The following is a 15,933-nucleotide window of genomic DNA, read 5'->3' as shown; positions in this document are numbered from 1 at the left end:
AAGGACACTAGCCGCTAGGGCGCTGGAGCTAGATTATCAAAGAAAAAAGGGAAGTGCCATTAGGTTTGTCTACGACTGAAATTCCGATGAAAATTAATGTGAAAACGACGATTCATCAGCAGGGGGGCAAGGAAGTGTATGAGCTGGCGGTGTTTGGCCGCTATCTTGAAAAAGACGGTGCTTCGTTTCTTAAGTATGAAGAAGTGCAGGATGAGGGCACTGTCCGGACAATTGTGAAGGTGGCTGATGATGAGGCACTGATTTTGCGCGGTGGTGCCGTGAAGATGCGCTTGCCGTTTCGCTTGCATAAGAAGCTGCGCGGCAGTTATGAAATGCCGTTTGGGTCCTTTGAGACGATCACGCTGGCTAAACGGATTGAGCATGCTGATGGTTTGATTGACATTCTTTATGATTTTTCGATGCAGGGGAAGCCTGCTGGTACATACCATTTGGAAATTACCTTTCAGGAGGATAACAATGAACATAGTTGAACAAGTACAAAGTAAATTAAAAGAAGAGATTCGGGCGGCAGTGCTGAAGGCGGAACTGGCGTCTGAGGAACAAATTCCGGATGTGATTCTGGAAACACCAAAGGAGAAGGCGCACGGCGATTATTCAACGAATATGGCGATGCAGCTGGCTCGTGTTGCAAAGAAAGCACCGCGTGTGATTGCGGAGGCCCTGCTTGCGAATATCGATCACTCGAAGGCATCGATTGAAAAAATCGAGATTGCTGGTCCAGGATTTATTAATTTTTATATGAATAATAGTTATTTAACTGAACTGATTCCGACGGTGCTGAATGCTGGGGAGAAGTACGGGGAAACAACAGTTGGCGGCGGCCAGAAGATTCAGGTCGAGTTTGTGTCAGCGAATCCAACGGGTGATTTGCACCTTGGACATGCCCGCGGTGCGGCGGTGGGTGACTCGCTTTGTAATATTCTAGACAAGGCGGGCTTTGATGTTTCGCGTGAATATTATATTAATGATGCAGGAAATCAGATTAATAATCTTGCATTGTCGGTGGAGGCGCGTTATTTCCAAGCTCTAGGTTTGGAAAAAGAGATGCCGGAGGGCGGCTACCACGGTGCGGACATTATTGGCATTGGGAAAACGATGGCCGAGGAGTTTGGGGACAAGTATGTGCATGTGTCCGAAGACGAGCGCCAAGAGTTTTTCCGTGAGTACGGTCTGAAATATGAAATGGCGAAGCTGAAGCAGGATCTTGAGGATTTCCGTGTTGGATTTGATGTTTGGTATTCAGAGACTTCGCTTTATAAGAATGGGAAAATTGATGAGGCTTTGGCGGCGCTGCGTGCGAGTGGGTATGTGTACGAGGAAGACGGTGCGACGTGGCTCCGTTCGACGGAATTCGGTGATGACAAAGACCGGGTGCTGATTAAGCAGGACGGTTCATATACGTATTTGACACCGGATATCGCCTATCACAAGGACAAGCTGGACCGCGGGTTTGAAAAGTTGATTAACATTTGGGGTGCGGATCACCACGGCTATATCCCGCGGATGAAAGCGGCGCTTCAGGCGTTAGGTTATGACCGTGAAACCCTTGAGGTGGAAATCATTCAGCTCGTTCACCTTTACAAGAATGGCGAGAAGATGAAGATGAGTAAGCGGACCGGTAAAGCGGTGACGATGCGTGATTTGGTCGATGAGGTCGGCCTCGATGCGACACGTTATTTCTTTGCAATGCGCAGCTCGGATACGCATATGGATTTTGATTTGGATTTAGCGGTATCGGAGTCGAATGAAAATCCGGTTTATTATGCTCACTATGCCCATGCGCGGATTTCTAGTATCTTGCGTTCTGGGGAGGAGCAGGGTGTTCAAGTGACGGCGGATGCTGATTTTTCATTGGTAACGTCGGAGAAGGAAATGGATTTATTGAAGAAGATTGGGGAATTCCCAGCAGCTGTAGGTGAGGCCGCAATAAAGCGTGTCCCACACCGGATTACGAACTATATCGTAGAATTGGCGTCGACGTTCCACAGTTTTTATAATGCAGAAAAGGTGCTTGACCTTGAACATGTCGAGCGCACTAAGGCCCGCCTCGGGTTGGTGCGGTCCGTGCAAATTACGCTCCGCAATGCGCTGGCGTTGATTGGGGTTTCAGCTCCGGAAAAAATGTAATGGCTGATGGCTCTCTTACTTCGGTAAGGGGGCTTTTTTCATGGGTTTGTCCATAAAAATGAATAGTACCTAATGGTTGTCAAATACTAGTAGGGATATGAAAACTAGGGAGTGGATGAGACCAATGAATGTGGGACGAGCCAAGGAAATTGCTGAATCGGCCGATATGATTCATGTTACCTATGAGGGAACGCCAGTGATTATTCAACATGTGGATGAGTCGGCAAAAGTAGCGAGAATTTATTCACGGAATGATCCGGACAATGAGCGTGACGTTCCTGTTATGAACTTAATTGAGGAATAAAAGGAGAGTCTTCGAACGTGTTCGAAGACTCTTTCTATATGGCCTTTTTATTTGACCTCGACCGCACCGCCGCTTATCCGCTTAAACCCGCGTAGCTTACTCAGATCTTCGATTAATTTCAGTGCCGCCTGATCCTTTGCTTTGGCCTCGATCATGAAATCAACATCAGCCCCGATTTCGCGGACCATGTTCAAAAACGGCATGATAAATTCCGGATCCACGAAATCAGCATGGGAACGGAATTCCTTCTCGTTTTTGGGGGAGGAAATATGGACCTTCGGGATGCCGTGCGGTCCATGCCCATGCTCCCAAGTTCGGAAAATCCGCGGCAGCAGCTCCTCGAGTGATGTCTTGGACAAGTTGGCCATATGGTGGTGATAGTCGAACACAAACCGGATGGCTTCCTTTTCACAGGCAGCTAACGTTTCTTCGGCATTGTACGTTTTATCGTCATTTTCTAATGTCATGACCTGTTTAATAGGCGCGGGCAGTGTCGTTAAATTTTGATGAAAGCGCGGTAGAGTTTTTTGTTTATCACCATAGGCACCACCAATATGGATATTAATCAGCCCTTCCTGCTCAAGGCCCATTGCTTCAAACATACGATAATGGTAACGCATATCAACCACTGCGTTTTCGGTAATCTTCGTTTGCGGTGAGGTGAACAAGGTGAACTGGTTCGGATGGAAACTGACCCTTAATTTCTTTTTTTTCACCAACTCGCCAATCTCTAGCCATTCCGTGCGAAAAGGAGTCACAAAGTCCCAGTTCACCTCCGGATGGGTCGCGAGCGGGACGATCGAACTCGACATCCGATACAGTTCAAGTTCATGAGCAAGATTGTAGTAGAGCATGCGCAGGGTATGATTCAAGTTTTGCCTCGTTACCTCAAGCAGCTTTTCTATGCGCTCCTCAGGGCTTAGCTGCTGATACCGAGTAAACGTCAGCGTCTTCGCCGGCGAAGCATCCCACAAACTAATCGCATGAGAAACATAACCAAACCGAATCTTCATAAAAATAACTCCTTTAATAAAAGGCATTGTAAAAGGTAATTTGGAACCATGTTGATTGGAGCGGAAATCAACAGACCTTATAAAAAATAGGATACGATCGCTGCAATGCCTTCTTTGATTGTACGGACCGGATTTGGTTTGTTAAGGACCGCTAAAGTCAGCGGAACAGAGTCCTCAATATCCTTTTCTAAAATCTCCATCAAACGTCGAATAAAAGCCGGGTCATAAATATAACAATTGATTTCCTTGTTTAAATACATACTTCTTTTATCAAAGTTAGCCGTGCCGATATCGCAAATTTTGTCATCAATCACAAGTGTCTTCGCATGGTAAAAACCCTTTTTATATTGAAAAACATCAGCACCTGCTCGAATCAGCTTACGTAAATAGCGGAACGAGCCTTCTTGGACCAACGGATGGTCAGCTGCATAAGGAACGATCACCTTAAGATGAACGCCGCGCTTTAAGGCAGTGAGTAACGCCGCTAAGATTTTTTGACAGGGGATAAAATAGGGCGAACCAATGATGATCGAATCGTTTGCCTGATGGATGAGCGTGAGATAATTTTGTTCTAACTGCTGGGCTTCTGTCGGAACAAATCGATGGCGAACCTGACCGTCAGTCAAGACAGGAAAATAAGCTGAATCCTTCATAAGATCCTCACCCGCATATTCGCGCCAATCGATTAAAAACTCCGTCTGCAAAAAATTAACGCTCTGTCCGGTAATTTTCAAATGGTAATCGCGCCAAATCCCCAAGGAAGGATCTTCATCGATATATTCCTTGCCGACATTATAGCCGCCGAGGTAGCCAATTTCCCCGTCAATAATCGTAATCTTGCGGTGATTCCTGACCTGAGAAGAATAAAACAGAAAGGGAAGTCTAATAGGATTGCTAAAAGCGAAGCGAATGCCTTCCTCACGCAGTGACTGGATCACCGCCTTTTTAACCTTCCAGCTGCCAAGGCGGTCAATGAGAAGCCGAACTTCCACCCCCGCACGGGCTCTGTCTTTTAAAATCGAGAAAAATTCCTGACTGATTGCATCATCTTTAACAATATAAAAGAGCACATGAATATGCTTGTCTGCATTCCGCAGTTCATGAAAATAGTCGGCAAACAACTTTTTTCCATGCGTAAAAATATCAATGTCACCATGAATAATGGTCGTTTCCCTTCTACTGACAATGGAAAGATGCTTCTTTCGACCTAAATGAAAATCCAAAACGATCCAAATAATGATGAGAAAAAGGAGTAAGCTCAACATGAGTACCACATTCATCTGGGTTCTTTCCTCCAATCAGTTTCGTTAGTTTTACCGAAAGTATCCTTTTCTATAAGTTAACGCAACTTAACAAAAAATCATTTGACTGAATGCTCATTCATAATATAATAGAGTTAAGTATAGATTCTGAAAATTAATTATTTTCAAAGTCGTTCTAGTGGATAACAAGGAAAGGGGCATAACTATGAATGGATTACTTTGGGTTAACTTGATTGCGTTTCTTTTTGTAACCGCTTACGCAATCAGTCTGTTCGTGTATGTAGTCAAGACCCGGATTGAATTTATTAAGCTTGGGAAAAAGGTTGAGTTCGATGACAATGTCAAAGAGCGGCTTCGCAAAATTTGGGTCAATGTGTTCGGCCAAAAGAAATTGCTCAAGGATAAAAAAAGCGGGATTATGCACGTCATGTTCTTTTACGGATTTATTCTCGTCCAATTTGGCGCCATTGACTTTATTATCAAAGGGATTAAACCGGGGGCACATCTTCCACTTGGACCTCTTTATGCCGGGTTTACTTTTTTCCAAGAGCTCGTCACACTGATGATTTTAGTGGCCGTTATCTGGGCTTTTTACCGCCGGTATGTCGAAAAGTTAGTCCGCTTGAAACGAAACTTTAAATCGGGTCTGGTTCTTATTTTCATCGGCGGCTTGATGCTTTCTGTGTTACTAGGCAATGGAATGAGCCTTATTTGGCATGGTGAAGGGACGTCTTGGACTGAACCTATTGCTTCGCTGATTTCAGTTATTTTTTCAGGGATTGGTGAGACCGCCTCTATTGTAATTTTCTACATTGCCTGGTGGGCGCACTTATTATTCTTGTTAACCTTCTTAGTGTACGTACCACAATCCAAGCATGCCCACTTAATTGCGGGACCTGCGAATGTGTATTTTAACCGTTTAGATAAACCAGGAAAATTGAAAAAGATTGATTTTGAAGATGAAACCCAGGAATCGTTTGGGGTTGGAAAATTAGAGGACTTCACGCAGCACCAAATGATCGATTTTTATGCCTGTGTGGAATGCGGCCGCTGTACAAATATGTGTCCGGCTACGGGGACAGGGAAAATGCTGTCACCAATGGATTTAATCGTAAAAATGCGTGATCATTTAACCAATCATGGTGCCTCTGTTACCTCTAAGCAGCCGTGGGTGCCAACCTTTGCGTTTGGGAATACAACGGGGAATCAGCTGGCCCTAGCGTCAGCGGGCCAAGGCGCCCAAGAATCCGCAGCTGCTTTAGCCTACAGCCCAAGCTTGATTGGCGATGTAATTACGGAGGAAGAAATTTGGGCTTGTACGACCTGCCGAAATTGTGAGGATCAATGTCCTGTCATGAACGAGCACGTTGATAAAATTATTGATTTGCGCCGTTATTTAGTGTTAACCGAGGGGAAACTGGACGCCGATGCGCAGCGTGCGATGACCAATATCGAACGCCAAGGCAATCCATGGGGCTTGAATAGAAAAGAACGTGAAACATGGCGGGAAGCCCGCGAGGATGTTCATGTACCAACCGTTAAGGAAATGAACAAAACAGGTGAGGAATTTGAATACCTCTTCTGGGTTGGTGCTATGGGTTCATACGATAACCGCAGCCAAAAGATTGCTTTATCATTTGCAAAACTGCTCAATGAAGCTGGCATCAAATTTGCCATCCTCGGAAACAAAGAGAAGAACTCTGGCGATACACCGCGCCGACTCGGCAATGAATTCTTGTTCCAAGAGCTGGCAACGAAAAATATTGAGGAGTTTGAAAAAGCAGAGGTCAAGAAAATCGTTACGATTGACCCGCATGCTTATAATATTTTCAAAAATGAATACCCTGATTTTGGTTTAACCGATGTTGAGGTGTTCCATCACACCGAGGTTCTTTACGAGCTGGTTCGCGATGGGAAGCTCGTACCGAAACACGCGGTAAATGAGACGATTACATTCCATGATTCTTGTTATTTAGGGCGTTACAATGATGTCTATGATGCACCGCGTGAGATTCTAAAATCGATTCCAGGCGTGAAACTTCTTGAAATGGAGCGGAACAGAGAGAAGGCGATGTGCTGTGGTGCAGGCGGCGGCTTGATGTGGATGGAAGAAGAAACCGGACAGCGCATTAACGTGGCTCGAACCGAGCAGGCACTTGCTGTGAATCCGTCGGTCATCAGCTCCGGCTGTCCGTACTGCTTAACGATGCTCTCGGATGGAACGAAGGCGAAAGAGGTCGAAGAAAAGGTATCAACATACGATGTAGCAGAGTTGCTGGAAAAAGCGGTTTGTGGTGAAGTCGCATAGGTCTTGATGGAGTGTAGAAGTTGATTTGTTTATTCAATTCGTAAAATTTTTAAAATTTTGTGTAAAACATTTCAACTTCTACGCTTTTTTATGTAAAATATAATTGTAAATAAAACGCTTACATTACCATTAAAAAAAGCAGAGAACTGCGTTTCTTTTTTGTTTGTGTCCGAGCGAGCGTTCAGTCACCGGAAATATTTTTTATAAAAGTTTATCTGAATATTATGATTAGGGGAGTGTGTGAACGATGGGAAGAACGGTTATTTTAAGCGGAGTTAGAACGCCTTTTGGAAAATTAGGAGGTGGTTTGATCAGCTTTACTGCTTCACAGTTAGGAGGAATCGCGGTAAAAGAGGCATTAGTTCGTGCGGGCGTGAAGCCAGAAGAGGTTGAGGAAATCATTCTTGGAACAGTCTTACAAGGGGGACAGGGGCAGATTCCATCGCGTCAGGCGGCGAAGCATGCGGGACTGCCATGGGAAGTGAAAACAGAAACCATTAATAAGGTTTGTGCATCCGGAATGCGCAGTGTCACGTTGGCTGATCAAATCATCCGCGCCGGCGATGAGGAAGTGATTGTGGCAGGAGGGATGGAATCGATGAGCAATGCTCCATATGTACTTCCAAAAGCACGCTGGGGCTTCCGCATGGGAGACGCACAGGTGAAGGATTTAATGATTCAGGACGGTTTAACCTGCAGCTTTACTGGCGTCCATATGGGGACTTATGGCAACGAAGCGGCTCAAGATATGGAAATCAGCCGTGAGGCACAGGATGAGTGGGCACTTAGAAGTCATCTGCGCGCGATTGAAGCGATAGAGAGTGGGAAGTTGGCGGAGGAAATCGTTGCAGTAGAGGTTCCACAGCGCAAAGGAGCTCCAGTGGTGGTGGCGACAGATGAAGCACCGCGAAAAGATACGTCTTTAGAGCGTTTGGCTAAATTAGCACCGGTATTTAATTCAACGGGAACGATTACGGCTGGGAATGCGCCAGGTGTCAATGACGGTGCGGCCGCCCTCGTGTTAATGAGTGAAGAACGTGCGATTCGCGAAGGCCGTGCTGCTGAAGCAGTGATTGTCGGTCATGCGGCGATTGCGGTGGAAGCAAAGGATTTCCCAAAAACTCCGGGACTTGTCATTAATGAGCTGTTACGAAAAACAGGCAAAACAGTAGATGAAGTTGATTTATTTGAAATTAATGAAGCCTTTGCGGCAGTAGCTTTAGTCAGTGGAAAAATTGCCGGCTTGGATCCAGAAAAGATCAATGTTAATGGCGGTGCGGTCGCTTATGGTCACCCGATTGGGGCAAGCGGGGCACGCATTATTCTCACATTAATGCATGAATTAAAACGCCGCGGCGGCGGACTTGGAATTGCCGCAATTTGCAGCGGGGGCGGCCAGGGCGATGCGGTGATGATCGAGGTTCCACGCGGATAATAGTTTTTAAGATTAGTAGATACCAAATAAAAGATGCTAGGCCGGACTCATTTCCGGCCTTCTTGGAGGGAATAGAATCGAATGAAGATTTCAAAGCTGATGGTCATTGGTGCCGGACAAATGGGATCCGGAATTGCTCAAGTTTGTGCCCAGGCAGGGTACATGGTTGTACTTAATGATTTAAAACAGGAGTTTGTGGAACGCGGCCTAGCCGGAATCAATAAACTACTTACACGAAACGTTGACAAAGGACGCCTCACAGAAGAGCAAAAACAAGAAATTCTCAGCAACATTACTCTGTCCACCGATCTAAACGATGCCCGTGACGTTGACCTCGTCATCGAAGCTGCCGTGGAAAACATGAGCATCAAAACCAGCATCTTTGCCCAGCTGGATGAAATTACCCCAGCACACGCGATCCTTGCGAGCAATACCTCATCATTGCCGATCACGGAAATTGCGGCGGCCACTAAGCGTCCAGAAAAGGTAATTGGTATGCACTTTATGAACCCCGTTCCGGTTATGAAGCTTGTTGAAATCATTCGCGGTCTTGCCACATCCGATGAAGTCTACCAAGTGATTGAAGATATGACCAAAACCTTGAGTAAGGTACCCGTTGAAGTCAATGACTTCCCAGGATTTGTTTCCAATCGTATTCTGATGCCAATGATTAACGAAGCGATTTATACACTTTATGAGGGTGTGGCTACAAAGGAAGCGATCGATGAAGTCATGAAACTCGGCATGAACCACCCGATGGGGCCGTTAACCTTGGCTGACTTTATTGGTTTGGATACGTGTCTTTATATCATGGAAACACTTCACCAAGGCTTTGGCGATGACAAATACCGTCCTTGTCCGCTCCTGCGCAAATATGTGAAAGCAGGCTGGCTTGGAAAGAAATCAGGGCGTGGTTTTTATACGTACGAATAGACACAGCATTTCTTCGAAAAAGGGGTCGTGATAATGATGAGCACCACGATAGTACATTCCTCCAAAGGGGAGACCACCATGAATCTTACATTCACCGAAGAACAAGAAATGATGCGAAAAATGGTCCGCGATTTTGCGAACAGCGAAATTGCCCCATTCATTGAGAATATGGAAGGAGGAGAATTTCCGCGCGAAATTCTCCGCAAAATGGGGGAGCTTGGGTTAATGGGGATTCCTGTCCCTGAGAAATATGGCGGTGCGGCAATGGACTTCACCTCCTATATCCTAGCAATCCATGAACTTTCTAAAGTAAGCGCTACCATCGGGGTAATCCTTTCTGTGCATACCTCGGTCTGCACAAACCCAATCCTTTATTTTGGAACAGAGCAACAGAAAAAGAAATACGTGCCGAAATTGGCTTCAGGGGAGTATCTCGGTGCATTTTGCTTAACCGAACCTTGTTCCGGATCGGATGCGGCCAGCTTAAAGTCCCGTGCCGTTAGGAAAGGCGATCATTACGTCATCAACGGATCGAAGGTGTTCATTACGAACGGCGGCGAGGCCGATGTTTATATCGTTTTTGCGAAAACAAATCCGGAACTAGGCAGCAAGGGGATATCAGCGTTTATTGTTGAAAAAAATACTCCTGGCTTTATCGTCGGCAAAGATGAGAAGAAAATGGGCTTGCATGGCTCGAGAACGGTCCAACTTACGTTCGAAGATATGCATGTTCCGGCTGAAAACCTGCTGGGTGCTGAGGGCGAAGGCTTTAAGATTGCAATGGCCAACCTTGATGTCGGCCGCATCGGGATTGCGACCCAGGCGCTTGGGATTGCGGAGGCCGCACTGTCGGCCGCAACCACCTATGCTAAGGACCGCCGCCAATTTGGTAAGCCGATTGCCGCTCAACAAGGGATTGGTTTTAAATTAGCGGACATGGCGACCAGCGTGGAAGCAGCGAAACTATTAGTCTATCGTGCGGCGTATTTACGGACCCATGGAAAAAAATGTACGGTGGAAGCGTCAATGGCGAAATTGTTCGCGACGAAAACGGCGGTGGAAGTCACCACCGAAGCGATTCAAGTTTTCGGCGGCTACGGATACACCGAAGATTATCCGGTCGAGCGCTATTTCCGTGATGCAAAAATCACGGAAATTTATGAAGGAACAAGTGAAATTCAACGGATTGTTATTAGTAAGCATCTATAAATATGGCTCTTAATGCGAAAACAGCCTTAAACATATCCACTAGGAGGACTTGAAATGAACTTTAAACTCTCTGAAGAACATGAAATGATTCGGAAAATGGTTCGTGATTTTGCCCGGAATGAAGTGGCTCCGACGGCAGCCGAGCGCGATGAGGAAGAACGCTTTGATCGCGAGATTTTTGACAAAATGGCGGAGCTGGGTTTAACCGGGATTCCGTGGCCGGAAGAGTACGGCGGCATTGGCAGTGATTATCTGGCGTACTGTATCGCAGTAGAAGAGCTTTCCCGCGTTGACGCATCAACGGGCGTTATGCTCTCAGCCCATACTTCTCTAGCGGGCTGGCCGATTTATAAATTTGGCAGTGAGGAGCAAAAACAAACCTACCTGCGCCCAATGGCAGAAGGGACAAAAATTGGCGCCTACGGCTTAACAGAGCCTGGCAGCGGTTCGGATGCCGGCGGAATGAGAACGACTGCCCGCCTAGAAGGCGATCATTATGTTCTCAATGGCTCGAAGATTTTCATTACGAATGGTGGGGTAGCGGACATTTATGTGGTGTTTGCATTAACCGACCCTTCAAGCAAACAAAAAGGAACCACCGCATTTATTATCGAGAGCGACTTCCCAGGCTTTTCAGTTGGGAAAAAAGAAAAGAAACTCGGAATTCGTTCTTCACCGACCACTGAAATTATTTTTGAAGATTGTAAGGTTCCAATTGCTAACAGACTCGGAGAAGAAGGCGAAGGCTTTAAAATTGCCATGATGACTCTTGATGGCGGCCGCAACGGTATTGCCGCTCAAGCAGTGGGGATTGCTCAAGGGGCGCTTGACGCAGCTGCAGACTATGCCAAGGAACGTCATCAATTCGGCAAACCAATCGTCGCAAATCAAGGGATTGCCTTTAAACTCGCAGATATGGCCACGGGGATTGAGGCCTCACGTCTATTAACGTATCAAGCCGCATGGCTCGAGTCGCAAGGTCTGCCGTACGGCAAGGAGTCGGCGATGTCGAAGTTATTTGCAGGCGATACGGCGATGAAGGTAACAACCGAGGCTGTTCAGATTTTTGGCGGCTATGGCTATACAAAGGATTATCCAGTGGAGCGCTTCATGCGCGATGCGAAAATTACGCAAATTTATGAAGGCACACAAGAAATTCAACGACTTGTGATCTCGCGGATGATCACGAAGTAAGGCGGGTTAGAACATGATAAAAAAACGAGAAGTACTGGCTTCTGTAAAGGATGAACGTCTTGTTCAGAAACGGCGGGACCAAATGATTAAAGGGGCCGTCAGCCTTTTTAAAGAAAAAGGCTTTCACCGGACGACAACGAGGGAAATCGCCAAAGCCGCAGGATTCAGTATTGGGACCCTTTACGAATACATCCGCTCGAAGGAAGATGTCCTGTACCTCGTCTGTGACAGCATTTATGAACATGTGAGTGAACGCCTTGAGCAGGATTTGGAGCAGAAAAAGGGCACCCTTTCAAGTCTGAAGCTTGGGGTGGGGCATTATTTCCGGGTTATGGATGAGATGCAGGATGAAGTGCTGGTCATGTATCAAGAAGCCAAATCGCTGACGAAGGACGCCCTTCCATATGTGCTGAAAAAAGAAATTGAAATGGCGGCGATGTTTGAGAGCCTAATGGTCCGCTGTGTCGAAAATGGAGAACTAGAGTTATCGGAAAAACAGATCGCACTGATTTCCCATAACATTATTGTTGAGGGACAAATGTGGGCGTTCCGGCGCTGGGCCCTTCAAAAATTATATACACTAGATGAATATATTGAACTGCAAACAGAGCAATTGTTTCACGGGATTCATACGTCAACACAGGCTAAGTCGTAACGTTGACCAGGTGACGATGCTGATTGGAGCGGAAATCAACATCCAAGTTTAATACAGCCTATAAAAAAGGGGGAGAACGATGGGGAATTATCAACCGAAACATCATATTCGCTTTGTCACAGCTTCGAGTTTGTTTGACGGGCATGATGCTTCCATCAATATTATGAGGCGGATTCTGCAGGCGAGCGGGGCGGAGGTCATCCATCTTGGCCATAATCGCTCAGTAGAGGAAGTCGTGAACGCGGCGATCCAGGAGGATGTGCAGGGAATTGCAATCTCTTCATATCAAGGCGGGCATGTCGAGTATTTCAAATATATGTACGATTTGTTGAAAGAAAAAGGTGCGCCGAATATTCGTATTTTTGGCGGCGGCGGCGGGGTAATTATCCCGCGCGAAATCGATGAGCTCCATGAGTATGGGATTTCGTGGATCTTCTCCCCTGAGGATGGCCGCAGGATGGGGCTGCAGGGCATGATAGACCGGATGATTGAGGAGTGTGATTTTGCGACGGTCCCGCACGATGTAGCCAATCAAATCGAGAAGCTGCCGAGTGGGGATGTCAATGCGGTGGCAAAGCTGATCACGATTGCGGAGCTTCATGTCGATGGGACGAATGAAGCAGCGGCAACGGCTGAGCGAGTGCTCGATCAAGTGAAATCACTCGAGAAAGAGATTCCTGTCGTTGGGATTACGGGAACGGGCGGTGCCGGGAAAAGTTCATTAACCGATGAATTAATCCGCCGCTTTATTAATGAACTGCCTGATAAAAAGGTAGCGATTCTGTCAGTTGACCCGACGAAACAAAAGACGGGAGGAGCCCTGCTTGGGGACCGAATCCGCATGAATGCGATTTTTTCCCCGAACGTGTATATGCGCTCGCTGGCCACAAGGAGTTCCAAAAGTGAACTTTCTCTGGCCATTAAGGATGCGGTTGCCGTTACGAAGGCAGCTGGCTTTGATCTCGTCATTGTCGAGACGAGTGGAATTGGCCAGGGAGATGCGGGAATTACGGAGATTTGCGATGTTTCTTTGTATGTGATGACGAGTGAGTTTGGGGCGCCGTCCCAGCTCGAGAAGATTGATATGATTGATTTTGCGGACTTGATTGTCATCAATAAGTTTGAGCGCAAGGGCTCGGAGGATGCGAAGCGCCAGGTGCAAAAGCAATACCAGCGCAGCCATATGCTGTTTGAAAAAGACATTGATGACATGCCGGTATATGGAACGATTGCGAGTCAGTTTAATGACCCGGGGACAAATGGATTGTTTGCAGCACTGATTGAAAAAATTAACGATAAAATGGGCACGGGCTGGGAGACTAATTTTACTAAAGATGCCTTAGTGGAAAAACAGAACGTGATTATCCCAACCGACCGCCGTTATTATTTACGGGAAATTTCCGAAACGGTACGCGGCTATCACCGGAAAGCGGAACAACAAGCGGGGATTGCCCGGAAGTTATTTCAGTTAGAAGGGGCGATGGAAGCGGTCAGCGATGCGGGAGTGATTGCAGCGTTAGAGGCGGTTAAGCAAGAGACGGAAGCGAAACTGACACCTGAATCTCGAAAAATTCTTGAGGGCTGGGCAAAAACGCGGGAGGCGTATTCCGGAGACAAGTTCGTGACGAGAATCCGTGATAAAGAGATTATTACCGTGTTGAGATCGAAAAGCTTATCAGGGCTCGATATTCCGAAAGTAGTGCTGCCAAAGTATAAGGATTACGGGGAAATTCTCCGCTGGGTTTACCAGGAAAACGTCCCGGGTTCGTTCCCATATACGGCTGGGGTATTTCCGTTTAAGCGCGAAGGCGAGGATCCGAAACGCCAGTTTGCTGGGGAAGGAACACCGGAGCGTACGAATCGCCGTTTCCACTATTTATCGAAGGATGATGAGGCGAAACGCTTAAGTACGGCGTTTGACTCGGTGACACTGTATGGTGAAGACCCGGATCACCGCCCGGATATTTTCGGGAAGGTCGGCGAAAGCGGTGTTAGTGTTTGTACATTAGATGATATGAAAAAGTTGTATGACGGCTTTGATTTATGTCATCCGTCAACATCGGTATCCATGACTATTAACGGCCCCGCACCGATTATTCTAGCGATGTTTATGAATACGGCGATTGATCAGCAGGTGCAGCGTAAGGAAGCCGAGCTTGGCCGGGTGTTAACGGTGGAGGAATTTGCGGAAGTTCGTGCCTATACACTCCGTACGGTGCGCGGTACGGTGCAGGCTGATATTTTAAAAGAAGACCAAGGTCAAAATACATGTATCTTCTCCACGGAATTTGCACTGCGGATGATGGGCGATATTCAGCAATATTTCATTGACCATCAAGTGCGCAACTATTATTCCGTCTCGATTTCGGGGTATCATATTGCCGAAGCGGGTGCGAATCCGATTTCACAGCTAGCGTTTACGTTGTCGAATGGGTTTACGTATGTCGAGTACTATTTGAGCCGCGGCATGAAGATTGATGATTTTGCACCGAACTTGTCCTTCTTCTTCTCAAATGGCCTGGATCCGGAGTATACCGTAATTGGCCGGGTGGCCCGCCGTATTTGGGCGACAGTGATGCGCGATAAATATGGGGCCAACGAACGAAGTCAAAAATTAAAATACCATGTTCAGACGTCGGGGCGTTCGCTGCATGCACAGGAAATTGACTTTAATGATATTCGGACGACACTGCAGGCGTTAATGGCGTTGCAAGATAATTGTAATTCCCTTCATACGAATGCTTATGATGAGGCGATTACCACACCAACTGAGGAATCAGTACGCCGCGCGATGGCGATTCAGATGATTATTACGAAAGAGCATGGTTTATCCAAAAATGAAAATCCGCTCCAAGGATCATTTATTGTGGAGGAGTTAACGGATCTAGTGGAGGAAGCGGTATTACAGGAATTTGAACGCTTGAATGATCGCGGCGGTGTGCTTGGGTCCATGGAAACCCAGTATCAGCGCGGCAAAATTCAGGATGAATCGATGTATTATGAAATGAAAAAACACACAGGTGAATTACCGATTATCGGTGTGAATACGTATTTGAATCCAAATCCTCCGTCAGAAGAAGATGTTAATAATATGGAATTAGCGCGCGCGTCTTACGAGGAGAAAGAATTGCAAATTCAAAATCTGCGTGCCTTCCAGGAAAGTCATGCAGCGTCGGCGGGAGAAGCATTGCAACGTTTGAAAGAAGCTGCCGTCAAAAATGGCAATATCTTCGCCGAGTTAATGGAAACCGTCCAAGTCGCCAGCCTCGGCCAAATCACCAGAGCCCTTTACGAAGTAGGCGGGCAATATCGCAGGAATATGTAAGAAAAGCGCGAGGGCACTGGAGCTGGACAATTTTTAAAGTCGAAAATTATTTCTTATCATTTAGGGTGTCAGGCACACATGGTGCCTGACACCAATTTTTGTAATAAAACTCCTTTTATGAGATATTATTATTTGCGGTAATCTTAT

12 protein-coding genes are annotated in these 15,933 nt (G+C 46.5%); 10 read left to right on the top strand and 2 right to left on the bottom strand.

Features of this window, described 5'->3' with window-relative positions; genetic code table 11:
• The first annotated feature begins 65 nt into the window (after nt 1-65).
• The 3 genes from M3610_RS12945 to M3610_RS12935 all read left to right on the top strand — a co-directional run bounded on the left by M3610_RS12945 (nt 66) and on the right by M3610_RS12935 (nt 2,452).
• Entirely contained in the window at nt 66-491 is a 426-nt protein-coding gene (locus tag M3610_RS12945; protein ID WP_251459586.1) for a YwiB family protein, read from the top strand.
• Complete coding sequence (gene argS, locus M3610_RS12940; RefSeq protein WP_251459585.1) at nt 478-2,148, top strand: arginine--tRNA ligase; 1,671 nt, start codon at nt 478-480, stop codon at nt 2,146-2,148. Before M3610_RS12945 ends, argS begins: the two co-directional genes overlap by 14 nt.
• A gap of 124 nt (nt 2,149-2,272) precedes the next feature.
• Nucleotides 2,273-2,452 (top strand): H-type small acid-soluble spore protein, encoded by a 180-nt coding sequence (locus tag M3610_RS12935; protein ID WP_251459583.1) that lies wholly within the window; start codon nt 2,273-2,275, stop codon nt 2,450-2,452.
• A 47-nt stretch (nt 2,453-2,499) separates the two neighbouring features.
• Here the strand turns inward: M3610_RS12935 and uvsE are convergent, their stop codons facing one another.
• The gene (uvsE, locus tag M3610_RS12930) at nt 2,500-3,465 is read right to left on the bottom strand and encodes a UV DNA damage repair endonuclease UvsE (RefSeq protein ID WP_251459581.1); all 966 of its coding nucleotides are present in this window, start codon (nt 3,463-3,465) and stop codon (nt 2,500-2,502) included.
• 77 nt (nt 3,466-3,542) lie between these two features.
• Nucleotides 3,543-4,745 carry a cardiolipin synthase gene (gene cls, locus M3610_RS12925; protein WP_251459579.1) on the bottom strand — a complete coding sequence of 401 codons (1,203 nt, stop codon included), beginning with the start codon at nt 4,743-4,745 and terminating at the stop codon, nt 3,543-3,545.
• Between the two features lie 187 nt (nt 4,746-4,932).
• Between cls and M3610_RS12920 the strand changes: the two genes are divergently transcribed.
• The 7 genes from M3610_RS12920 to icmF all read left to right on the top strand — a co-directional run bounded on the left by M3610_RS12920 (nt 4,933) and on the right by icmF (nt 15,786).
• On the top strand, nt 4,933-7,035 hold the full coding sequence (locus tag M3610_RS12920) for a 4Fe-4S dicluster domain-containing protein (RefSeq protein ID WP_251459577.1): 2,103 nt from the start codon (nt 4,933-4,935) through the stop codon (nt 7,033-7,035).
• 247 nt (nt 7,036-7,282) lie between these two features.
• Nucleotides 7,283-8,470, top strand: a complete 1,188-nt coding sequence (locus M3610_RS12915; RefSeq protein WP_251459575.1) for an acetyl-CoA C-acetyltransferase — start codon at nt 7,283-7,285, stop codon at nt 8,468-8,470.
• An 81-nt stretch (nt 8,471-8,551) separates the two neighbouring features.
• Nucleotides 8,552-9,403, top strand: a complete 852-nt coding sequence (locus tag M3610_RS12910) for a 3-hydroxybutyryl-CoA dehydrogenase (protein ID WP_251459573.1) — start codon at nt 8,552-8,554, stop codon at nt 9,401-9,403.
• Nucleotides 9,404-9,481: 78 nt separating this feature from the next.
• Nucleotides 9,482-10,612, top strand: a complete 1,131-nt coding sequence (locus tag M3610_RS12905; protein WP_251459571.1) for an acyl-CoA dehydrogenase — start codon at nt 9,482-9,484, stop codon at nt 10,610-10,612.
• Between the two features lie 54 nt (nt 10,613-10,666).
• Nucleotides 10,667-11,806: an acyl-CoA dehydrogenase gene (locus M3610_RS12900; protein ID WP_251459569.1), complete on the top strand. Its 1,140-nt coding sequence runs from the start codon at nt 10,667-10,669 to the stop codon at nt 11,804-11,806.
• Nucleotides 11,807-11,822: 16 nt separating this feature from the next.
• Nucleotides 11,823-12,461, top strand: a complete 639-nt coding sequence (locus tag M3610_RS12895) for a TetR/AcrR family transcriptional regulator (RefSeq protein ID WP_251459737.1) — start codon at nt 11,823-11,825, stop codon at nt 12,459-12,461.
• 79 nt (nt 12,462-12,540) lie between these two features.
• Nucleotides 12,541-15,786 (top strand): fused isobutyryl-CoA mutase/GTPase IcmF, encoded by a 3,246-nt coding sequence (gene icmF / locus M3610_RS12890; RefSeq protein WP_251459567.1) that lies wholly within the window; start codon nt 12,541-12,543, stop codon nt 15,784-15,786.
• The last annotated feature ends 147 nt before the right edge of the window (nt 15,787-15,933 follow it).

This window comes from Neobacillus sp. MER 74, assembly GCF_023714155.1.
The sequence above is the reverse complement of the archived record's forward strand: the minus strand, read 5'-3'. Positions and strand labels throughout refer to the sequence as shown.